The 22,464-nt window shown below is 68.8% G+C and carries 17 protein-coding genes; 10 read left to right on the top strand and 7 right to left on the bottom strand.

Annotated elements, in window-relative coordinates:
- Nucleotides 1-7 precede the first annotated feature (7 nt).
- On the top strand, nucleotides 8-1,159 hold the full coding sequence (locus tag CFB50_RS37465) for a CaiB/BaiF CoA transferase family protein (protein WP_089449400.1): 1,152 nt from the start codon (nucleotides 8-10) through the stop codon (nucleotides 1,157-1,159).
- 166 nt (nucleotides 1,160-1,325) lie between these two features.
- Entirely contained in the window at nucleotides 1,326-2,765 is a 1,440-nt protein-coding gene (locus CFB50_RS37460) for an MFS transporter (RefSeq protein ID WP_089449399.1), read from the top strand.
- A 53-nt stretch (nucleotides 2,766-2,818) separates the two neighbouring features.
- On the opposite strand, the gene CFB50_RS37455 is transcribed toward CFB50_RS37460, so the two are convergent.
- A complete protein-coding gene (locus tag CFB50_RS37455; RefSeq protein ID WP_069249436.1) occupies nucleotides 2,819-4,243 on the bottom strand; it encodes an aminotransferase-like domain-containing protein in 1,425 nt (474 codons plus the stop codon).
- A gap of 552 nt (nucleotides 4,244-4,795) precedes the next feature.
- Between CFB50_RS37455 and CFB50_RS37450 the strand changes: the two genes are divergently transcribed.
- The gene (locus CFB50_RS37450) at nucleotides 4,796-6,964 is read left to right on the top strand and encodes a DUF4132 domain-containing protein (protein WP_089449398.1); all 2,169 of its coding nucleotides are present in this window, start codon (nucleotides 4,796-4,798) and stop codon (nucleotides 6,962-6,964) included.
- A gap of 10 nt (nucleotides 6,965-6,974) precedes the next feature.
- Here CFB50_RS37450 and CFB50_RS37445 read toward each other — a convergent pair whose 3' ends face one another.
- Complete coding sequence (locus tag CFB50_RS37445; RefSeq protein ID WP_089449397.1) at nucleotides 6,975-8,387, bottom strand: aminotransferase-like domain-containing protein; 1,413 nt, start codon at nucleotides 8,385-8,387, stop codon at nucleotides 6,975-6,977.
- 231 nt (nucleotides 8,388-8,618) lie between these two features.
- Here CFB50_RS37445 and CFB50_RS37440 point away from each other — a divergent pair, with 231 nt between their 5' ends.
- On the top strand, nucleotides 8,619-9,848 hold the full coding sequence (locus CFB50_RS37440) for an NAD(P)/FAD-dependent oxidoreductase (protein ID WP_089449396.1): 1,230 nt from the start codon (nucleotides 8,619-8,621) through the stop codon (nucleotides 9,846-9,848).
- 36 nt (nucleotides 9,849-9,884) lie between these two features.
- A complete protein-coding gene (locus tag CFB50_RS37435) occupies nucleotides 9,885-11,036 on the top strand; it encodes a branched-chain amino acid ABC transporter substrate-binding protein (RefSeq protein WP_089449395.1) in 1,152 nt (383 codons plus the stop codon).
- 30 nt (nucleotides 11,037-11,066) lie between these two features.
- Here CFB50_RS37435 and CFB50_RS37430 read toward each other — a convergent pair whose 3' ends face one another.
- The 3 genes from CFB50_RS37430 to CFB50_RS37420 all read right to left on the bottom strand — a co-directional run bounded on the left by CFB50_RS37430 (nucleotide 11,067) and on the right by CFB50_RS37420 (nucleotide 14,301).
- Nucleotides 11,067-11,978 (bottom strand): hypothetical protein, encoded by a 912-nt coding sequence (locus CFB50_RS37430; protein ID WP_089449394.1) that lies wholly within the window; start codon nucleotides 11,976-11,978, stop codon nucleotides 11,067-11,069.
- A gap of 89 nt (nucleotides 11,979-12,067) precedes the next feature.
- A complete protein-coding gene (locus tag CFB50_RS37425) occupies nucleotides 12,068-12,391 on the bottom strand; it encodes a TfoX/Sxy family protein (RefSeq protein WP_089429560.1) in 324 nt (107 codons plus the stop codon).
- A gap of 176 nt (nucleotides 12,392-12,567) precedes the next feature.
- Nucleotides 12,568-14,301: a site-specific integrase gene (locus tag CFB50_RS37420; RefSeq protein ID WP_089449393.1), complete on the bottom strand. Its 1,734-nt coding sequence runs from the start codon at nucleotides 14,299-14,301 to the stop codon at nucleotides 12,568-12,570.
- Between the two features lie 305 nt (nucleotides 14,302-14,606).
- Here CFB50_RS37420 and CFB50_RS37415 point away from each other — a divergent pair, with 305 nt between their 5' ends.
- A complete protein-coding gene (locus CFB50_RS37415; RefSeq protein ID WP_089449392.1) occupies nucleotides 14,607-15,791 on the top strand; it encodes a tetratricopeptide repeat protein in 1,185 nt (394 codons plus the stop codon).
- A 103-nt stretch (nucleotides 15,792-15,894) separates the two neighbouring features.
- Here the strand turns inward: CFB50_RS37415 and CFB50_RS37410 are convergent, their stop codons facing one another.
- Together CFB50_RS37410 and CFB50_RS37405 are read right to left on the bottom strand one after the other, a co-directional pair.
- Nucleotides 15,895-16,086, bottom strand: a complete 192-nt coding sequence (locus CFB50_RS37410) for a DUF2964 family protein (protein ID WP_069249426.1) — start codon at nucleotides 16,084-16,086, stop codon at nucleotides 15,895-15,897.
- Between the two features lie 13 nt (nucleotides 16,087-16,099).
- Entirely contained in the window at nucleotides 16,100-16,579 is a 480-nt protein-coding gene (locus CFB50_RS37405; RefSeq protein ID WP_089449391.1) for a universal stress protein, read from the bottom strand.
- A 295-nt stretch (nucleotides 16,580-16,874) separates the two neighbouring features.
- On the opposite strand from CFB50_RS37405, the gene CFB50_RS37400 reads away from it, so the two are divergent.
- From CFB50_RS37400 to CFB50_RS37385, 4 genes are all read left to right on the top strand, one after another.
- Nucleotides 16,875-17,636, top strand: coding sequence for a 2-keto-4-pentenoate hydratase (locus CFB50_RS37400; protein WP_085043621.1), 762 nt, complete (start codon nucleotides 16,875-16,877; stop codon nucleotides 17,634-17,636).
- 316 nt (nucleotides 17,637-17,952) lie between these two features.
- The gene (locus tag CFB50_RS37395; RefSeq protein ID WP_089449390.1) at nucleotides 17,953-19,365 is read left to right on the top strand and encodes a 3-deoxy-D-arabino-heptulosonate 7-phosphate synthase; all 1,413 of its coding nucleotides are present in this window, start codon (nucleotides 17,953-17,955) and stop codon (nucleotides 19,363-19,365) included.
- Between the two features lie 186 nt (nucleotides 19,366-19,551).
- A complete protein-coding gene (locus tag CFB50_RS37390; RefSeq protein WP_089449389.1) occupies nucleotides 19,552-21,723 on the top strand; it encodes a hypothetical protein in 2,172 nt (723 codons plus the stop codon).
- A 16-nt stretch (nucleotides 21,724-21,739) separates the two neighbouring features.
- On the top strand, nucleotides 21,740-22,447 hold the full coding sequence (locus CFB50_RS37385) for a DUF3142 domain-containing protein (protein WP_089449567.1): 708 nt from the start codon (nucleotides 21,740-21,742) through the stop codon (nucleotides 22,445-22,447).
- The last annotated feature ends 17 nt before the right edge of the window (nucleotides 22,448-22,464 follow it).

Below are 22,464 nucleotides of genomic sequence, written 5' to 3'. Positions count from 1 at the left end.
ATCCATCATGAACCACGACACCCGACTTCCACTCGACGGCATTCGCGTCATCGAATTCACGCACATGGTCATGGGGCCGACGTGCGGGATGATCCTCGCCGATCTCGGCGCCGAAGTGATCAAGATCGAGCCGCCCGGCGGAGACAAGACGCGCAACCTGCCCGGCCTCGGCATCGGCTTCTTCCGTTCGTTCAACCGCAACAAGAAGAGCGTCGTGCTCGACCTCCATACGCCCGAAGGAAAGGCGGCCGCGGTCGAACTGATCGGCACCTGCGACGTGATGCTGGAAAATTTCCGACCCGGCCTGATGGCGACGCTCGGCCTCGACTACGACACGCTGTCGGCCCGCTACCCGGCGCTCGTCTACGTGACGCACAAGGGCTTCCTGCCCGGCCCGTACGACCGGCGCCTCGCGCTCGACGAAGTCGTGCAGATGATGGGCGGGTTGTCGTACATGACGGGGCCGGTCGGCCGGCCGCTGCGCGCCGGCACGTCGGTCAACGACATCATGGGCGGCATGTTCGGTGCGATCGGCGTGCTCGCCGCGCTGCGCGAACGCGAACGCACGGGCCGCGGGCAGGAAGTGCAGAGTGCGCTGTTCGAGAACTGCGTGTTTCTGTGCGCGCAGCACATGCAGCAGTACGCGATGACGCACGAACCGCCGCCGCCGATGCCGGCGCGCGTGTCGGCATGGAGCGTCTACGACGTGTTCACGCTCGCGGACGGCGAACAGCTGTTCATCGGCGCGGTCAGCGACCGGCAGTTCGTCACGCTGTGCGACGTGCTCGCGTGCCCCGGGCTCGCCGCCGAACCGGAGTTCGCCACCAACGCGCAGCGGGTCGCCGTGCGGCCGCGGTTGCTCGATCGGCTCGGCGCGATCCTGAAGGACCATCGCGCCGCCGAGCTGTCGCCGAAACTCGAAGCGGCCGGCATTCCGTATGCGCCGATCGTCCGTCCCGAACAACTGCTCGACGATCCGCACCTGAAAGCGAGCGGCGGACTGGTGCCGATGCAGACCGACGACGGCCACACGACCGATGTCGTGCTGCTGCCGATCACGATGGGCGGACGACGGCCCGGCGTGCGCCAGGCGCTCGCGCGCGTCGGCGAGCACACGCAGGAAGTGCTGGCACGGCTGAAACGCCGCGCGGTCGCATAAGCGGCAGCCGATGCCGGTCCGGTAACAGTCGGCCGGCGTCGAAGCAGGCCCGGCCGCGCGCCGCCATGAATTCGGCGCCCCCTCCACATCGCGCTCGCCTATAACCGTTTTCAAGGCAGGCAGCTCGAAGAAGCATGCCGCCCGTCAGAGGATCAGGAGACAACCCATGCATCAGACCGTCACCGCGGGCGGCGCCCCGCTCGATACGCCGCAGGTATGCGCCGGCATCCGCGCCGGCGCGGACATCTCCGCGCGCATGGACCGGCTGCCGATCACCCGGCACCAGTGGATGCTCGTGCTGCTGATTTCCCTCGGCGGCTTCTTCGAAGTCTACGACCTGATCTTTACCGGCTATATCGCGCCGGGCATGGCCAAAAGCGGCCTGTTGCAAACCACCACGCAGGCATTCTTCGGCTTCACCGGCATCGCCGCCTTCATCGCGGCGACCTTCGCGGGGCTGTTCGTCGGCACGTTCGGCTTCGGCTGGATGCCGGACCGCTACGGGCGCCGCGCCGTCTTCACGTACTCGCTGCTGTGGTACTCGATCGGGTCGGCCATCATGGCATTCCAGACGACGCCCGAAGGCGTGCTGCTGTGGCGCTTCATCACCGGCATCGGCGTCGGGCTGGAGATCGTCACGATCGACACCTACGTGACCGAACTCGTCCCGCAGCAGATGCGCGGCCGCGCGATCGCGTTCAACCAGGTGGTGATGTTCGCCGCAGCACCGGTCGCGGCGATCCTGTCGTGGTGGCTCGTTCCCGCGACGGTGTTCGGGCTCGACGGCTGGCGCATCGTGGTGCTGGCCGGCTCGGCCGGCGCCGTGATCGTCTGGTTCATCCGCCGCGCGGTGCCCGAAAGCCCGCGATGGCTGGCCGCACACGGCGATGCCGAACGAAGCGAGCGGATCGTGAGCCGGATGGAAGCGATCGCCGAGCGCGAGTCGGGCATGCCGCTGCCGCCGCCCGCACCGGCGAGCGAAGCGCCCGCAGTACCCCGCGCGGCGTTCGCGGCATTGTGGCGCGCACCCTATCGCGCCCGCCTGCTGATGCTCGTCGCGTTCAACTTCTGCCAGGCCATCGGCTATTACGGATTCGCGAACTGGGTGCCGACACTGTTGATCGGCCAGGGCATCACCGTCACGAAGAGCCTGCTGTATGCGTTCGTCATCGCGTTCGCGATGCCGGCCGGGCCGCTGCTCGCGATGCGCTATGCAGACCGGATCCAGCGCAAGCACCTGATCGTCGGCGGTGCGCTGGCCGTGATCGTCTGCGGGCTCGCGTTCGCGCAGGTCAGGACCGTCGTGCCGCTCATCGTGCTCGGCGTGCTGATCAGCTTCGCCGGGCAGACGATCTCGGTCGCGTATCACGCATACCAGTGCGAGCTGTTCCCGACCGAGGTGCGCTCCCGCGCGAGCGGCATCGCATATTCGGCCAGCCGCGCCGGCGCGATGATGTCGGGCTTCATCATCGCCGCGCTGCTGAAGGATTTCGGCGTGCCCGGCGTGTTCACCGGGATCACCGTGTTCATGCTCGTCGTGGTCGTCGTCATCGGCGCGTTCGGCCCGAGAACCAATGGCGTGCGGCTCGAGGAGCTCAATCGCTGACGCCTGGCGCCGTCCGGGTTACGCCGGACGGCGCCAGGCAAGAATGCCCCCGTCTACCGCATGCACGCCGCCGCCAGCTTCCCGACCGTGATCACCGCCTGCTCGATCTCCGGCGACCACGGACTGCTGTAGTTCAGCCGGATGAAGTTCCGGTAGCTGTCCGTGATCGAGAACATGTAGCCGGGTCCGATCGTGATCCCCTGCTCCAGCGCGAGCTGGTACAGCCGCATCGCATCGATCTGCGCAGGCAGTTCGACCCACAGCACGTATCCGCCCGCCGGGCTCGAGATGCGCGTGCCCTCCGGAAAGAACCGCGACACCATCGCGCGCATCAGGTTCGCCTGCTGCGCATACGCCTTGCGCAGACGCCGCAGGTGATGCTCGTAGCCGTCGCGTTCGAGAAACTCCGCGATCGCGAGTTGCGGCAGCGACGGCGTCGCGAGCGTGTTCAGGAATTTCAGCTTCTCGACCTGGTCACGATAGCGGCCCGGCAGCGCCCAGCCGATCCGGTACGCGGCCGTCAGGCTCTTCGAGAACGACGAGCAGTGCAGCACGATCCCGCTGCGGTCATACGACTTCAGCGAACTCGGATGCGCATCGCCGAAATACAGCTCGTTGTACACGCCGTTCTCGATCAGCGGCATCCCGGTCTTCGTCGCGAACTCGACCAGCTCGCGCTTGCGCTCGTCCGGCATCTGGAAGCCGAGCGGGTTCTGGAAGTTCGGCATCACCATGCATGCGGCGATCGGCTGCGACTTCGCGATCGCGGCCAGCGCCGCGATGTCGATTCCGTACTCCGGATGCGTCGCCACCTCGATCGCCTTCATCCCCATCCGCTCGATCGCGTGCAGCATCGCGTAGAACGTCGGCGATTCCACTGCAATCGTGTCGCCCGGTTTTGCAACGGCCTGCAGGCACAGGTTCATCGCCTCCGTCGCGCCGACCGTCACGATGATCTCGTTCGGGTCCACCGACATCCCGTTTTCCAGGTAGCGGCGTGCGATCTGCCGGATCAGCCGCGGATGGCCGGGCGGCAAACCGTCCGTCACGCCCCACAGCGACTTGTCGCGGCCGGCCGCATACGCATAGCGGTTCAGCTTCTCGAACGGAAACAGGCTCGGGTCCGGATAGGGCGAGCCGAGCGGCACCGCGTCGTCGGTGCCGATCGAGCGCAGCGTCGACAGCACGAGCCGGCTCACGTCGACCGACGACGAGATCGCGATCGGCTTCGACGGCCGCAATTCGCGCACCGGCGCATGGCTGTCGTCGCGCCGCAGGTTCACGAAATAGCCCGACTGCGGCCGGCTTTCGAGCAGCCCGCGGCTTTCCAGCAGCAGATACGCATGCAGCACGGTCGTGATGCTGATCCGGTGCTGCTGGCTCGCCTGCCGCACCGACGGAATCCGGTCGCCGTGCCGGTACACGCCTTGGCGGATCAAGCGCTCGATGTCGTCCGCGAGTTTTTCATAGAGTTTCATCGCGTGCCTCCCGCCGGCCCGCGCAGCTGTGCTGTCCGGCCGTTTGCGTCCGACACGCCCGTGTTTCGCCCGCCGGCCGGGCCGTCGTGATTCCTGATCTTTCCCTCCGGTTTTGCCTTTTCCATCGCACTGGCTCTCTCTTGAAGATGCGCCGACAGGGTTCCGGGACGACTGGATCTGCGGCACTGTGCACTTGATGATGGAATCTTAAGAGCAGAACAGTTGGCGACGAGTACACACATCGATCGCGCGAACAAGAGTACAGTTCGGCGCGCATCGCGCATCGCGAGAAAACTGTACGTCTTATGAAATCGCCGGGCGGCCGCGAGCCCTGCGCGGCGCGGCCCAATCGGCCCGGAACGCCCGCCGCACGGCCTTTCGCCAGCCTGCATCAATTGGGGTGCAATACTGTGCGTCCGCACGGTTTTCACTGCCGGAGTCACACAATGCAACACACGATCGAACAGGCATCTGCCCTCGGCGGCGTGGTCCGCGCCGCCTGGCACGCACAGAAATGGCGCCGGAACGGTACGTCCGGCAAGGAGGCCGCGGATGACTGATCGCGCCCTCGTCGACCAGCTCGTCGCTCGACTGACCGGCACCGCCGACCACCCGCGCTTCACCGGCGCGCCGCTCGATCTGTCGACGCTCGACGCGCACGCGCTCGGCGCGGTGTGGCCGGCACTGCGTCGTGTCGAGGAACGCGTCGCGCAGCACGACTACGCGTACGACGATCCGCGCGCCACATTCGCGCGCTGGCTGCGCACGCAGATCGACGCACTCGATCTCGCGCCGCTCGTCGACGCCGAAGCCGCGCTCGAACTGTTCCGCGACATTCCGGCCGGCGCGTGGCAGCGCGCGTTACAGGAACTGTCGTGTCTCGACGCGCTGCCCGCGCCCGCCCTGCAGGCCGAACTCGTGCGCATCCTCGACGAACCGCAGAACGACGGCCTGCAAAGACTCTCCGTGTACGGGAAATATGCCCTCCACGCGTTCGCCGGCCGGCGGGACATCAGGGCCTTGCGCGACGAGTATGCGCAGTCGAATGCCGATTCACCGGCGCGCGTCCGCGAGCTCGACGTGCTGCCCGAACTCGGGCCGGCCGCGCTGCTCGCGCTGGCCGCGACGAACGACGGGTATTTCGCGCCGAAGCGGCTGTGGTTCAACGCCGACGATCCGGCCGTCACGCTCGCGGAAGAGCCCGCTTACGTCGACTTCGCGCGCGACACGCTGACCGAAGCCGCGCGGCACGTCGCCGCGATTCACGCGGGCGAAGTCCCCTATCAGGCCGATCGCGCGTTCACGACCGACGACGCGCAGGTCGTCGCGCGCGCGGCGCGCGTCGCGGCCTATCGCGACGCGCCGTGGCTACCTGCGCTGATCGGGCCGCTGCTGACCGGCGTGTGCGTCGCGCCGACCGCCGCGAAAACCGCGCCGTCGCAATCGCTCGCGATCGCGCTCGGCCATGCGGTCGAGACGATCCCGACACCCGAGAGCCTGCGTGCGCTGCGCGATGCGCTGGCCACCGTGCGTCACGCGGGCGTACAGAAGAAGCTCGCGCGCAACCTGAAGCCCGCCGAACGCGCGCTCGGCGAGCGGCCGCACACCGCGCTGCGCATGACGCTCGACGCGAAACCCGACAAGAAGCAGCTCACGATGCTCGCCACCTGCATGGAAGCGGGTTTCTGGCAGGCGATGACGCTGGGCCATGCCGAATGGCGCGAGCGCCTCGTCGATGCGCCGGCCGGCGCCGCGTTCTCGACCCGCATGATCTGGCAGGCACGCGCGCGCGACGGCGCGACGGTCTCGTTCCTCCCCGACGTCGTGAAAGGCAAGATCGTGCTGCGCGATGCCGCCGGCGCGGCGTGCGAACTCGACGCCGACAGCGAGATCCGGCTCTGGCATCCGCTGCTGGTCGACGCGGACGAGCGGCTCGCGTGGCAGCGCGCGATCGTCGGCCGTGCGATCCGGCAGCCCGTTCGGCAGGCGTTCCGCGAGTTCTACGTGCCGGCCGACGAAGACGTCTCGACCAGTCATTCCGCGATGTTCGAAGGTCATGTCCTCGCGAGCCGCCCGCTGCTCGGCGTCGCGCGCCGCGAAGGCTGGTCGATCCGCGCGTACGACGACGGCCTGGCACGCGAGTTCGGCGACGTGCGCGCGACCTTCAGCGTCGCCGCGCGGCTCTTTCCCGGCACCGACGGCCAGGGCACGTCGGGCCGGCTGCACGTCGAACGCAGGCACGAGCGGCGCTGGGTGGCCGCGCCGATCGGTGAAATCGATCCCGTCGTGTTCTCGGAGGTGGCGCGCGCGGTCGACCTGCTCGTCAGCGTCGCCGCCTTCGCGCTCGACGATGAAGCGACGCGCGCGGCCGACGCGCTGGCGGACCCGGTGCGCCGGCGCGCCGCGCGGAGCGAGCGCGAGCAGCGCCTGCACCGGCTGTCCGACCTGCCGCTCGGCGCGATGGCACGGCATCGCAAGCAGGTGCTCGCGCTCGTGTTCGCCGAACCGATCGAGCAAGGCCGGATGACGATCGACGATCGCCATGTGCGCGTCGGCGCGTGGTCGGTGCATTGCGCGACCGGGCGCGTGACGCGCGACGGCGAACCCGTCGAATCCGCGATCGAACCGCCGCCGTCGCCGCTGCGCGCGGTGCCGTGGCTGCCTTACGACGAAGCGCTGCTGCAGCGGATCGTCGATGTGGTCGCGGGGTTGCTCGACTGAGCGGCCGCCGTCAGATCGAACCGAACAGCGCGCGCGGCCGGTCCTTCAGCGTGCCGGCGAGAATCCGCAGCCCGTTGACGAGTTCGTCGCGCGTGGCCGGGCACGCGAGGTTGATGCGCACGCCGTGCTCGATTTCCGCGCGATCGACCGCGAACGTCGACGACGGCATCACGATCACGCCACGCGCCTTCGCATTCGCGGCGAAGTCGTCGGCGCGCCACGGCGGCGGCAGGCGCAGCCATACGAACATGCACGCCGGATCGGATTTCAGGTGCCCGGCCGGCAGCAGTTCCCTTGCAAGATCGACGCGCGCGCGGATCTCCGCCAGTTGCGCGCCCATGATCCGCTCGGCGGTGCCGTCCTCGATCCACACCGTCGCGATCAGCATCGACGTGGGGGCCGGCATCCACGCGGTCGTGCGCACCGCCTCCGCGCACAGGGCGACGCTGTCGCGCGGGCAGCTCAGGTAGCCGAGGCGCAGCCCCGGCGCGAGGATCTTCGACGTCGCGCCGATATGGAACGTCAGCTCGGGGCACAGCCCTGCGATTGCCGGCAGCCGGTCGCGCACGAGCGGGCCGTACACGTCGTCCTCGATGATCGTCACGTGATGACGGCGCGCGATGTCGACGAGCGCCATCCGGCGGGCGAGGCTCATCGTCGTCACGGTCGGGTTCTGCAGGTTCGGCACGACGAAGATCGCCTTGACCGGCATGCGCTGGCAGATCCGCTCGATCTCGTCGGGCAGCAGGCCGTCGTCGTCGGCAGGCGCGCTGACGATCTCGAACTGGAACACCGGCGCGAGCGCCTTGAGCCCGTAATACGTCAGGCGATCGGCCACGATCACGCCGTCGGTGCCGATCAGGCTGTTCAGCACCGCGTACAGCCCGTGCTGCGCGCCGCTCGTGACGACCACCTGGTCGCGCGACGGCGTGAAGCCCGGCGCGGCGAGCCACTGCGCGCCGGCGGCGCGCGCCCAGTCGGGGCCCTGCGGCGGCTGGTACTCCTGCAGCGCGGCGAAGCGCGGATCGTTCGGCAACGTGCCGAACGTCTGCGCGAGGCTCGCGAGAAATTCGCCCGTCGCCGGGCGGTTCACGGTCAGGTCGATCACGCCGTTGCCGGCCGCGAGCGACGCGCGGGCCGGCTCGATGCTCGGCATCGCGCCACCGGTGACGAGCGAGCCGCGGCGTTTGCTGCCGATCACCAGGCCGCGCAGCTGCAATTCCTTGTACGCGCGGGATACGGTCGACACGTTGATGCCGAGCTCGGTGGCGAGCTGGCGCTGCGGCGGCAGGCGGCTGCCCGGCGGATATGTGCCGTTGCGGATTTCCGCCTCGATCGAGCTCGATACCTCGACATAAGTCGGCCGCTTCGCCTGCGCCGGCAGGCTGCCATCTCGCTCGCCGAAAAGTTTGTCTGATGCCATTTGTCGCCCGTGACCACACAAAAAGCGTTTGTCTGCCATTTTGACCTGCCCAGCGATTGTATATGACATCCCCTCCCCGTCAAACTTCAGCTGAAATGTCAGCGGAATCAGTCAGTTGGGATCGGGTAAACACCGGCGCCACACAATCTCATTTTGATTGCACACAAAAAATTACTGTGTGATTCTTTATCTCAACTTTGTATGACTCATGTGGACCGGAGGGGGCGCGTCATGGCGAATGTCGCCATCGTGGGTGCAGGCTTCATCGGGCTCGGCGCGGCGGCATGGCTGCAGCGCGACGGGCACCGCGTGACACTGTTCGATCCGGCCGGCATCGGTCAGGGCGCGTCGTTCGGCAATGCCGCGACGTTCGCGCCGTACGGCTGCGTGCCGGTGAACGGCCCGTCGGTGTTCCGCAACCTGCCCCATTTCCTGTTCGCCGCCGACAGCCCGCTGCGCATCCGCTGGCCGTATCTGCTGCACGGCGCGCCGTGGCTCGCGCGGTTCCTGCTCGCGTCGACACCCGCGCGCCATGCACGCAGCGCGACCGCGCTGGCGGCGCTGCTGGCGCGCGCCGCCGACGCCTATGCGCCGCTGCTCGGCGCCGCGCGGCTCGCGGCGTTCGTGCGGCAACGCGAATGCCTTTACCTGTATGCGCGGCAGGCGTCGTTCGACGCCGCGCAGCCGTCGCTCGCGCTGCGGCGCCGGCTCGGCGTGCCGTTCGAGACGCTCGACGCAGGCGCGATCCGCCAGCTCGAGCCCGCGCTCGCTCCGATCTTCACGCGCGGCGTGCTGTTCGTCGGCAGTTGGCATTTCTCCGATCCGTGCGGCTTTCTCGGCGAACTGTTCGCGCACCTCGCCACCGGCGGCGCGACGCTCGAACGCGCGCGCGTCGAGCGGATCGAGCCCGCCGGCGACAGCGTGAACGTGCATGCGGGCGGCACCGCGCGCGCGTTCGATCACGTCGTGATTGCCGCCGGCGCCCGCTCGCGCGCCTTCGCGGCCGCGTGCGGCGACGCGGTGCCGCTCGATACCGAGCGCGGCTATCACGTGCAGTTCGGCACGCATGAGCCGAGCGTCACGCGGCCGGTCGGCTGGGCCGAGCGCGGCTTCTACATGACGCCGCTCGACGAAGGGCTGCGCGCGGCCGGTACCGTCGAACTCGGCGGCTTCGACGCGCCGATGAATCCGTCGCTCGTCGCACTGCTCACGCGTTCCGCCCGCGAAGCCGTGCCGTCGCTCGGCACACCGACGCGCAGCTGGCTCGGCTTCCGGCCGACGCTGCCGGACGGCGTGCCCGTGATCGGCCGCGCGCGGCACAGTGCGCGCGTGATCCATGCATTCGGTCATCAGCATCTCGGCGTGACGCTCGCCGGCATCACCGGGCAAATCGTCGCCGATCTCGTCGCCCAGCGCGCGCCGCCGCTGGACCTCACGCCGTACCGGGCCGCGCGATTCTGACGCGCGCCGCGACTTCCACCCCTGCAAGGAGGCATCATGAATCGTCGTAACTGGCTGGCATGGCTGGCGCTCTGCTCGATCGGCACGGTCGCCGCATCCGCGCAGGCCGCGGACCCGGAAACCGTCAAGATCGGTTTCGCCGGCCCGCTGACGGGGCCCGTCGCGCGCGTCGGCAAGGATCTGCAATACGGCGCGCAACTCGCGCTCGACGAAGAAAACGCGAAACATCCGACCGTGGGCGGCAAGCCCGTGCGCTTCGTGCTCGACGTGCAGGACGACCAGGCCGATCCGCGCATCGCGATCCAGGTCGCGCAGAAGCTCGTCGACGACGGCGTGGTCGGCGTGGTCGGCCACTACAACTCGGGCTGCAGCATTCCGGCGTCGGCCGTCTACAAGCAGGCGAACGTCGCGATGATCACGCCCGGCTCGACCAATCCGCAGTTGACGATGCAGGGTTTCAAGAACGTGTTCCGCACGATGGGGCACGACGGCGTCGGCGGCGTGGTGGCCGGCCGCTTCGCGGTCGAGCAGTTGAAGGCGAAGCGGATCGGCATCATCGACGATCGCACCGCCTTCGGGCAAGGGCTCGCGGACGCGTTCGAGAAAGGCGTGAAGGACGCGCACGGCAGCGTCGTCGGTCGCGAATACACGAACGACAAGGCCGTCGATTTTCGCGGCATCCTGACCACGATGAAGAGCAACAACATCGACCTGCTGTTCTTCGGCGGACTCGACGAACAGGGTGCGATGCTCGTCAAGCAGATGCGCTCGCTCGGCATCCGCGCGCAGCTGTTCGGCGCCGGCGCACTGAAAAGCAACGCCTTCCTGAAGATCGCCGGCAGCTCGGGCGAAGGTACGCAGGATCTCGAACCGGGGCCGGCGCTCGACAAGCTGCCGTCGGCCGTCGCGTTCGCGCAGCGCTACAAGGCGCGCTTCAACCAGGACGTCGAGCTGTATGCGCCGTTCGCGTACGACGCGGCGCTCGCGATGATCGCGGCGGTCCGCAAGGCCGATTCGACCGATCGCGGCAAGATCGTCGCGAGCCTGCCCGGCGTATCGGTCACCGGCGTGACCGGGAAGATTTCCTTCGACGAGCGCGGCGACCTGATCAAGCCGCCGTACACGCTGTTCCGCGTCGAACAGGGGCAGTGGCACAGCATCCGCACGGTCGGCGGCGCGTCGAACTGATCGACGCCGAGCAGTCGGCAGCAGGCGGCGTCACCGCGCCGCCTGCTGCCGCTGCACCTCCTGCGCTTTCATCTGCATATAGGCGCCGCGCTCGACCTCGTGCAGTTGCTGCGGATACTGCTCGGTCGCGTCGAACCAGCGCGTGAGGCGCTGGTCGAGCGGCTTGTCGAGCGTCGCGAGATACGTGTCGATCGCGAGGTAGTAGCGCATCGTGTTGCGCTCCAGCAGCCCGCGCACGCCGCCGATGTACTGCGGCTGCGCGGCCGATCCGCCGCTGACGGTCGTGAAGCCGACCTTGTCGCTGCCGACGGTCGCGAGGTAGGTCTTCATCGCCATGCGGCCGACCGTGCCAAAGCCATACGAATACGTGAGGTGCAGGAACGTGCGCGACGCGCCGACCGGCACGGCCTCCAGCGCGATCCGGTAATCCTTCGTGCCCATCGGGCCGCTGTCGGCGGTCAGGTCGACCTGGAAATAGTCGGGCGTCGCGGCCGCCACGCGATAGCGGAACTGCACGCGATAGGTGTCCGGCAGCTTCTGCTGGATCTTGCGGCCGAGGTTCACGTCGAGCACCGGGCCGTCGCTGCCGCTCGATGCGTGGCAATACTTCGTGTTCAGGTGCAGGATCAGCACCGCGCACCAGTTCGCGGGGCCCTGCGCGGGATCGTCGAGCTGGCTGCTCACCACCGCGTACGGATAGTCGACCACCGCGTAGATGTCGCCCTTCAGCGACGACGACGCTTCCGCCGATTCGAGGACCAGCGGCCGGTGAAACGCGTTGTCCTTCAGTTGCGGGCCGAGGCTGCGGTAACGTTCGAGCAGTGTCGCCGCGTCGTCCGCGCCGAACGACAGCGCGCTCCAGCCCGCGCACAGGGCCGCGACGAGCGCGTGCCGGGCGCGGCGAGCAAGCCACGTGCCGCGCGGATGTCCGGATGTCTTCATTCTTGTGCTCCCACCGGATGCGCGATGGTCGCGCACATGTGTCACAGAATACGCCTCACCGCAGCGCAACATGGCACGCGAACGAACCCTTATCGGCGTCGCTTCACCGGCACCGGCAACTGCGCGGCGGTAATCCGGATCAGCGCCGACAGCCATTCGCGATCGTCCCAGCGCTCGCCGGCGATGACGAGGTGCGGCTTCGCGGCCGGATACGGCGAACCTTCTTCGCACGTGCCGAGAAACGCGCGGCCTTCGGCCGTCGGCTTGACGAACAGCCGATCGTCGCAGACGAGCGCGACCATCTTGCCGTCGCAATAGATGCCGTACTCGCCGAACATCTTGCGCGCCGATACCGTACCGGCCGCCGCCATCTGCTCGACGATGAAATCGACTGTGCCTTGGCTCGATGCCATTCATTGCTCCTTGCAAAAAGTTTATGACCGTCGTGTGCGGCGGACCGTTCCGCCTGATTGGAAGAGAGGTGACGGCGCGTCGTCCATTCGTCGGCGGAACGCGCATTCAGGCACGGGCTGCGAGTCTTTCCGGCTCACGACGCGCGGCCAGCTTCTGCCCGATCGGCACGACGCCGTTACTTGTCGGCCGCGAACGCGCTCGACATCTGCCGCGCCCGCTTCACGTCGTCGCCATGCAGGTAAATCGACGTCGTCGAGATCGACGCATGCCGCAGGTTGTCGCGCACGGTCGTCAACTCCGCGCCGCGCGCCAGCGCATGCGTCGCATGCGTATGACGCATCCAGTGCGGGCTTGCCTGCCGCAGCTTCTGCGCGAGCGCGGGGTTGTCGGCATCGACCTGATCGGCCGTCTGCGCGAAGAAGCGCTGCATCACCTTCCACAGCCGCACGCTCGTGATCGCGGCCGCGCCGTCTTCCGCGAGGCTCGGGATCAGCGGCGTATCGGGCCGCCAGCGCGACGGCGTGACGGGCAGCCGGCGTGCGACCAGGAAACGGTCGAGCCCCGTGCGCGCGAGCGGCGGCAGCGCGACGCGCGCGGCCTTGCTGCCCTTGCCGATCACCTTGAGCCACGCGTCGCCGTGCGCATCGGTCTCGATGTCGCCGAGCGTCGCGCCGACCAGCTCGCTCGCGCGCAGCCCGGTCGCATAGCCGAAATCGAGAATGAAGCGCAGCCGTTGCGCGGCGGCCGGCGTCCAGCCCGACTGCGGCGCGGCCGGCGTACCCTTGCGGAACTCGAGCCCGTCGGCGATCGTGCGCACGAGCAGCCACTCGCCTTCGGTGAACGCATGCGACGTGTCGAGTGCGTTCGGGCCGCGCGTGTCGCGCACCTTGACGCCCGCGAACGGATTCGCGAGCAGGTAGCGCTGCTCGATCAGCCAGCGGAACAGCGCGCCGAGCACCGACAGCGTGTATGCAGCGGAGCGCGCGGACAGCGCCCCCGAGAACGGCCGCCAGTCCGGCGCACCGCGCGGCCGCACGGGCCCGACCCAGCGTTCGTGCGGTGTCGGGCGCCGCACGAACGCGCGATACGCGACCGCATCCTCGGTCGTCAGCGACGACAGCGCGCGACCGCGCTCGACGATCGCCCACAGGATCAGCCGCTCGGCCTCCTTCCGGTACGCCCGCCGCGTCGCGGCCGATTCGTGCAGCGACAGCCACGCGTGCACGGCCGCGTAATCGTTGTCCGCGTCGAGCGTGCTGGTCGCGCGCGGCGCGCGGAACGTGCCGGCCGAGCCGTCGACCTCGTGCGGCAGCTTCAGTTGCTCCCACGGCACGATGGCGCCGCGCGGCGTCGCCGCGATCAGCGCGCGCGCCCGTTCGGTCAGCGCCGGATGCGCGGCGAAAAACGCCTCGATGTGCCGCGCACCGGCCACGCCGAGGCCCGCGATCGCACGCCACCACTGGCGCCGGCGCGGAATCCGCACCGTGAGATCGGCCAGCGTCGCGATCCCGTGCGCACGCAGCGCGACGACCGCACGCGCGGGCAGCCACAGGCCGACGTCGTCGCTGATCTGCGGGACCGGCACGCGCGCATGGCGCAGCAGGCCGATCGCTTCGGCGGCCGCCTTCGCCTCCTGCATACGCTCACCGTCGGCATGACCGAGCCGCTCCGCGAGATCGGGCCGGCCAACCTGCCGCGCGACGCGCACGAGGCGGCGGCGAATGCCGCCGATCACGCCGCGCGCCGACCGCCCCTCGCCGAGCCGATCGGGCAGGTAGCGCTCGACAGCCTGGCGCACGGTCATGCCCGCGTACCACGCACGCAGCGCGGCCAGTTCGTCGGCGTCGGGAAAGCCTGCGGGCGCAGGCGCGGAATCGGAGGAAGGCGGTGAGGCGAGGCGCGGTTTCATGACCGCGAGTTTGACAGAAGCGCGCGCGACCGGATACGTCGCGCGTGGCGTTTCGAGCGAGAGACGCGGTCACTTCACGAGCGAGACGCTCGACACGGCCTGCTATGCTCCGCACTGCATTCCCGCGTCATCCGTCCGCCGCTTCCTCGCATCACGTTGCGCCGGGCGAGATCCGCGTTGAATTGCGCTGGACGATTCGGCCATGCGTAACGGTATCCGCAGCGGGATATCGACGGTCACACGGTTCGCTCAGTGCAATTCCGGCCGTCGGTCAATAAACCTTTACCAACAAGAACCGCAATTTCATGACATCCCGCCTTCTCGCCGCGCTCGTTGCCGCGGCCCTGAGCTGCACCGCCCTGCCCGCCGCCTACGCGCGCACCTACGTCGCGCCGACCGCGTCGCTCGGAAAAGGGCCTTACGTTCACCAGTTCGTGCTGCGCGACCCCGTCACGCACCAGCCGCTACCGAGTGCGCGCTACCGGCTGTACCTGCCCGGTCAGGTCATCGCGGGGCTGCCCGTCAAGCCGGAGCAGCGTGACAGCGTGATCTTCGGCACGACCGACGCGGCAGGGCGCACCGTCCGGGTCCGGCTGCCGAAGCTGCATCCGGAGAAGCAATGGGTGCTCAACCCAATCGTCGGCGACGGCGATCTCGGCGAATCGTTCCGGCTGGTCGAGCCGGGCGGCTCGGCACCGATCGGCCATTTCCCATACGTGCTGGACGTGGAGAACGAATACCTGGCCTGCGGCTATTCGGATGCGAACGGCTACACCTACTACGCGCAATCGCGCACGCCGCGCAACGTCAATCTTTACGCCGGCACGCTGGCCGGGGCGGCCGACACCGACTGGTGCGCGGGCCCGGGCTTGACCATCGCGAACAACGCGGACGCCCCGGGCGCGCCTGACCTCTACACGCAATACCTCGGCAGCCTGGTCGCCAACGGCGACCGGATCAGCAGCGAATTGCGGCAGCAGATCGTGGCCAAGCTGCTGTCGCTCGCGATCGCCGAACGCGACGAGGGCCGCGTGGCCGCCGCGCTCGATCTCGACAGGATTCCCGACGATCGCCGGAACGACATCGGCTACCGGCTCGCCGACGCCGGCGTCGCAGTCGAGCGCGGGCTCGCGATGATCGACGCGCATCTCGCGGAATCGCCGGACGATGCGTATGCGCTCGACAGCAAGGGCTGGGCGCTGTATCGCCTCGGCCGCAACGACGAGGCGCTCACGTGGTTCGACCGCTCGATCGCGATCTTCGCGAAGGACGGCGACACGAACAATGACGCAGGCGAAGCCCATGCGACCGGACTGACGCACAAGGGCGAAGTGCTGTGGAAACTGGGCCGCCAGGATGAAGCGCGCGAGGTGTTCGCGCAGGCGCGGAAGATTCAGCCGAAGAACGACGAGCTGGCGGAAACGTTGAAGCGGCTGGCGATACAGATCGGGCAGGACGGCACGAAGGCGCCGGGTACCGCCAGCGAGTAAGTGGAAAAGCCGCGCGGCAGCGGCTGTCGCCGGTCTTGCGGACAGCGGTTGCCGGCTGTCTCCCCCGCGGTCGGACGCAAGCAGCCGTGCGGGCCCGCCCGCCTCACGCTTCGCCTTTCGCGCCCGGGTTGAGCATCACGACGAAGCCGGCCACGCCGACGACCAGCGCGATGGCGCCGCCGCGCAGCGCCATCGCGTTGTCGAACAGCAGCCCCGACACGACGGCCATCATCCCCGCGAGCGACACGAACACGGCGATCGCCGCGACGACGATGCGGGACTGGCGGCGGATCATCGCGCGCGCCGCGTCAAGCAGCCGCGGCGGCAGCCGCTACGTCGTCATCGTCGCCGCGAATCAGCAGCACCGGGCACTTCGAGCCGCGCACGAAGCGCTCCGCGACGCTGCCGAGCAGCACGCGCCGGATCCCGCGCCGCCCGTGCGTGCCGACCACCGCGAGATCGATCCCGCCTTCCTTCACGTAACGCTGCAGACGCTCCGCGATGTCCTCGCCGATGCTTTCGGTCTCGACGAGTTCGGCCTCGCCCTTCGCGCCCGCCAGCGCGATGATCTGCTCGGCTTCGCGCAGCACCTTGCGCCCGTCGTCGCGGATTTCCTCGACCAGTGCGTGCGGATCGAAACGGCCCGCGTAAGTGAACAGCACCGACTTGTCCACCACATACACGACGCTGACGTGTGCGTCGCTTGCCAGCGCGACCTTCACTGCCTCGGCAAGCGCCTGCTTCGACGAAGCGCTGCCGTCGACGGCCACCATGATCTTCTCGTACATGCGAACCTCGCTGGGGTGAGTTGCCACGCGTCAGATCGCGCGGCCTTGTCACCATCATCGGCGGATGGCAGGTTTGAATGTTGATGGCGATCAAGGTCGACCCGACACTGTCCGTGCGGCAAAGCGCCGCGACGTGACGCCGGTCCCTCTCGCTTGCGGCAAGGTCGCAAACCTGGCTGACACAGAAGCCGAAGCAGCGCAATCGAGCGGTCATCGTGCCGAAAGCGCTATCATCGAATGTGCGACTTTCGTCCGGCCCTTATTTGCCGGCCCACTTTCAACTCGCTCAACCGACATGACAACGACTACCGAACGCGTGGACGGCGCCGCCCAGCATCTCGTCGCCGCCCGCCATGCCGGCTCGCCCGGCCCGCTGCTGCCCGATGCGCTGCGCCCCGAGAACGTCGAGACCGCCCTCGCGATCCAGCAGCGCGTGGCCGACCTGCTCGGCGAACCCGTCGGCGGCTGGAAATGCGCGCTGCCGCCGCCCGACCGCGTGATCCTCGCGCCGATCTTCGCGTCGACGATCCGCGAGGCCGACGCGCCGTACCGCGTCGTCGGCGGCCCGATCGTGCGGATCGAACCGGAAATCGCGTTCGTGCTCGATCGCGACCTGCCTGCACGCGAACAGCCGTACGACGAACAGGACGTGCGCGACGCGATCCGCGAAGTGCGCATCGTGCTCGAAGTGCTCGGCTGCCGCTATGCGGAGCCCACGCGCGCGTCGAAGTTCGAGCTGCTGGCCGACGGGCAATTCAACCAGGGGCTATGTGTCGGCCCGGTCGTGCCCGACGGGCTGAACGTGCCGCTCGAGACGCTGGCGCTGTCGTTCGAAGGCGCGCTGAACCGCACGATCGACGGCCGCCATCCGGACGGTGATCCGCTGAAGCCGCTGGTGTGGCTCGTCAATTTCCTCGCCTCGCGCGGCGACGCCGTGCGCGCCGGGCAGATCGTGACGACCGGTTCGTACGCGGGCGCGATCGACGTGCCGCTCGGCGACGCGCTGACGGTGCGCTTCGGCGAACTCGGCAGCCTGTCGGTGACGTTGACGGCGTGATGCGGTTGGTGCGCGGGAGCGGCTGCGCTGATCGCTGATCGCTGATCGCAGCATGACAGCGGAGATCGATGCGTGGCGTGTTTCGTGACCGTTGTCAGGTGCGTGGCTGCCCGCGCTGCCGCGAAGGCAGCGTCATCGCAGCCACGCCCGCGACCACGCATCCGAGTCCCACCCATGCTGATGCCGACGCCGATCGGCACGCGCAGATACGCCTGCGCCGTCGTGCCGACCGACCCGGCGTGATAACGTTGCACATCATCGCGCCCGCCACGCCCTCACCCCGGGCACGCGCATCGCCTTCAAGCCGATACCGACCATGTCGCTGACACCGCTTCCCGCCCTGCTCGACGAAACCCTGCGCACCGTCGCGCGCCGCTACCGGCTGCCGCCGCTCGACAGCGCTTCGTCGCCGTCCGACGCCGCGAACCCGGCCGCCACGCTCGCGAGCGTGATCGAGGAAGCACGCCGGATGCGAAGCGACGGGCAGGCCCCCGACGCGGCACTGCGGCAGCGCTTCATCGACGCCCTCGCGCAGATGATCCGCGATGCGATGGATACGCACGCCGGCGATCCCGCCTTTCAGGCCGCGGTGCTGCGGCACGATGCGCCGAGCGTGCGCGAATACGCGTCGTTGTCCGCGCATGCCGAGCAGGACCGTCGCGCGCTGCACTCGGCCGTCAACGCGATCGCGCACCCGGCCAAGCTCGAGCGCAGCGCCCGCCCATGGCAACGCGACGGGCTCGCGCGGCTGCATGCGGCCGCCACCGCCGCGTCGTGGGCCGATCTGCACGACACGCTGCGGCACCTGCTCGCGCTGCCGGACATGGCGACCGACACCGCGTTCGAGCAGGACATCATCAAGCTGAAAGACAGCCCCGCGCTCGAACGCATGCTGCGCGTCGACGCACTGGCAGCGGACGAGCACGTGCGTCGCTACCGGGCGCTCTGGGTGCGCCAGGGCCCGCTCGAAGGCAGCACCGTCGCCGTCGCGCAGGGCGTCGCGTCGCAGCAGCGCGGCGCAGCCGTCGAAGCGCTGGCCGCGCAGGCGCTCGACGCGCTGGCGCGCCGGCTCGACGCCGTCGACGCACGCCGCACGTACCGGGTGGTGACGTCGATGCGCGTGCCGTCATCGATTCCGGGCCGCCACGATCGCGCGAAAACCGAATGGGACGCGATCCTGCTCGAACGCACGCGCGGCGATGACCCGGCGCCCGCGTGGAACGTGCGCTTCCTCGTCGAAGCGAAAGCGTCCGCGGATGCCGCGACGACCGACCTGCCGCGGCTGCTGCGCGGCCTGAACCTGCTCGCTCAGGCCGACCCGGACACGCTCTATGCGTTCGATACGCACCAGGGCACGGTGCGCGTGCACGGCGCATCGCTGCGGGCGCTGACGACCGACGAAGCGACGCTGCCACGGGAAGTGCTCTATTGCTGCGATGCGTCCGCCGACACGACGCCGCGCCTGCTGGGCGCCGCCAGCCGGATGCAGCTGCTGTCGGCGCAGGCGAGCCTCGAATACGCGAGCGCGCTCGCGCAGCGGCCGGATGCCGATCCGGGCGGCCTGGGTGTCGTCTGGCACGCGCTGCTGACGCTGCCGCAATGGCATGCCGTGCTGCACCAGTACCCGTCGTTGCGGCAGGTCCGCGAGCTGATGGTGGCGATCGACGACTTGCGGGCCGCGATCGACGATGTGGCCGACGACGGCGTCGCCAGCAGCGTGTACGCGTGATGCGGGAGCCGGATCGGACCGACCATCGATACGACTAGCCGTCCGGCGCACACCGGTTGCCGATGCGCCCGGCCGCCGCCCGCACCGGCGAAATTCGTGCATCCAGTGCGGTACGATACGCGCCGGGGCGAAACGCCTCACCTGAGAGACCCGGCCGCTGCGGCCCCACACCCGGCACAAGAAAAAATGCCTAAAAGCCCATTGCTGCATCGAAACCTGTTCGCCGCGCTGGCGGCCAGCCTGTTCTGGATTCCGGCGGCCCATGCCAGCTCGGACGATAGCTGCGAAGCGCCGGTCACGCTCCGGCAGAATGCGTACTTCTGCGGCAACCTGCCGATACTGAGCCCCGCCAACGACACGCGCATCAACGCGATGCTGATGATGGTCGACAGCGCCAAGGTCGCGCAGGCGTTTCCCGACCCGAAGACGATCCCGGCGAAGGACCGGATCAACCAGATCATCGTGCCGTTTCCGATGGACTTTTCCGGATGGATCTATATCGGGCAGAAGACGCCCGACAAGACCGGCGGCGCGGCGGAGACCGAAACACCGTCGAACCAGTACGCCGACGGCGAAGGCAGCATCTGCCGCAGCATGACCTCGGGCGCAGACGCATTCAACGACGCACTGGGCAGTGCCGGCGGCCTCCCCGCCGACGAAGCCGCGCGCCTGCGCGCGGCGCGTGCCGACATCGCGCAGAAGACCTGTGCCGCCGGCGGCGCGAGCGCCGCCTGGACGAAACCGCCGGTCAAGTCGCCGCTCGGCCAGCAGTTCGCCGCGTACCTGGACGGTACGAACGCGTTCTACCGCGCCGACTTCCTCACCGCGACCCGGGCCTTCGCGAGCGCGTCGCACAGCGCGAACCCGTGGCTGAAGGAAACCGGGCTCTATATGGCCGGGCGCGCGCAGTTGAACGCCGCGCAGGCCAACGTGTTCGACAACGACAGCCCCACGCCGACGCGCGGCCGCGTGACGAAGGTGTCGCTCGACGCCGCGAATACGGTGTTTCGCACTTACCTGAAGGTGTACCCGCAGGGCCGCTATGCGACCTCCGCAAACGGGCTGCTGCGGCGTGTCGCGTGGCTTGGCGGCAACGTCACGCAGCAGGCCGACCTGTACGGCCACGCGCTCGCGCGCTGGTCGCCGGCGACGTCGAACGTGCCGTTAATCCAGCTCGCGAACGAACTCGACAGCAAGCTGCTGTTCGGGTCGGAATTCGACGCGAGCCAGATCCAGTCGCCGACCGTGCTCGCGACCGTCGACCTGCTGCGCATGCGCACGTCGGAAAACAGCGACTCGAGCCGCGCCAAGCCGCTGACGCTGGACGACCTGCAGGCGCAGAAGCCGCGCTTCGCGAACGCGCCCGCGCTCTACGACTACCTGCTCGCGACCTGGTACGTGCAGATCGGCCACAAGCCGGACGCCGCGCTCGCGTTGCTGCCGCAGACGCCCGCGGAGCCGCTCGACTACTTCGGCCTGAGCCAGCAGGCGCTGCGCGGGTTCGCGCTGGAGGATAGCGGCCAGTCCGACAAGGCGCGCCAGCTGTGGCGCGACCTGATCCCGCTCGCGAAATTCCGCTTCCAGCGCGAAGCGCTGGAACTCGCGCTCGCGATCAACCTGGAGCAGGCCGGACTCGTCAACGACGTGTTCGCCGACGATTCGCCCGTGCAGAACGCCGCGATCCGCGCCGTGCTGCTGCAACGCTCGGCCAATGCGGACCTGCTGCGCGCCCAGGCGCAAAACCAGGCGACCGGCGGCGCGCTGCGCGACACCGCGCTGTACACGCTGCTGTACAAGGAGCTCACCCGCTCGCGTTACGCCGAGTTCATCGCCGATGCCGCGCTGGTGTCCGGCAAGCCGGCCGATCCGCTGAAGCCGTTCATCGCAGCCGGCGCCAAAAATGAAGACGGTTATACGTGCCCGTCCGCGAGCGACATCGCCACGGTGCTCCAGCAGAATCCCGCCGATGCGAAAGGGCTGAACTGTCTCGCCGATTTCGTGCGCCTGCACCCGCCCGCGCCCGGCCTCGAAAGCGATCCGGTGCCGCCGTGGATGCGCAACGGGTCGACGACGGCCGCCACGCGCATCCCGCCGACGCTCGGCGGCGCGCCGTCGCAGTTCGCGGGCAAGCCGTTCGAGCGGATGTCGAGCTACGTGACGGTGATGGCCGATGCGCAAGCGAACCCGAACGACCGCGCCTACGCGTACTACCGTGCGATCAAGTGCTATGCACCGGGCGGCTCCAACGAATGCGGCGGCAAGGACGTGCCGAAGAACGTGCGCAAGCGCTGGTTCGATACGCTGAAGGCCAGCTACGCGGGCAGCCCGTGGGCGCAGAAGCTTCGCTACTACTGGTAAGCGCCGCGTGAAGCGTATCGCGCGCCTGGCGTGCATCGCACTGCTGCTGGCCGGACGCGTCGCACTGGCCGGCACCGTCGACGCCGCGCGGTACGACGCGTTCTGGCTGTGGGCAGGCGTGAAGCCGCAGGCGGTCGTGCACGTCGCACGTGCCGTCTACGTGCTGCAAGGGCAGATCGAGGCGTCGCCGCGGGACGAGTCGCAGGTCCGCGTGATCGCGCAAGGGGTGGCGCTGCCGCCCGCGCCGCAGGCGCGCGTGTGGCTCGTCTATCGCGCGCATACGCTGCGCTGGACGCCGCGCGTCACGCAGATCATGCTCGCGCAGCTCACGCGCTGGCGCGCGTCGGGCCGCACGATCACCGGCATCCAGATCGACTTCGACGCGCGCACACGTCACCTGCAGGATTACCTCGAATTCCTGCGGTCGCTGCGCGAAACGCTGCCCGCCGATTGCCGGCTGAGCATCACCGGGCTGCTCGACTGGAGCAGCCGCATCGATACCGACCAGGTCAACCAGCTCAGGGGGATCGTCGACGAAGTGGTCGTGCAGACCTACCAGGGCCACCGCACGATCCCCGACTATGCGGACTACCTGCCGCGCGTCGCGCGGCTGCAGTTGCCGTTTCGCATCGGCATCATCCAGGGCGGCGAATGGGACGCGCCGCCGTACCTCGCGACGAATCCGTGGTTCCGCGGCTACGTCGTGTTCCTGCGCAACGACTAGCAGGCGAACGCGCGACA

It is taken from the genome of Burkholderia sp. AU33423, assembly GCF_002223135.1.
GTDB classification, from domain to species: Bacteria; Pseudomonadota; Gammaproteobacteria; order Burkholderiales; family Burkholderiaceae; genus Burkholderia; species Burkholderia lata_D.
This window is presented reverse-complemented; position numbering and strand designations above follow the sequence as displayed.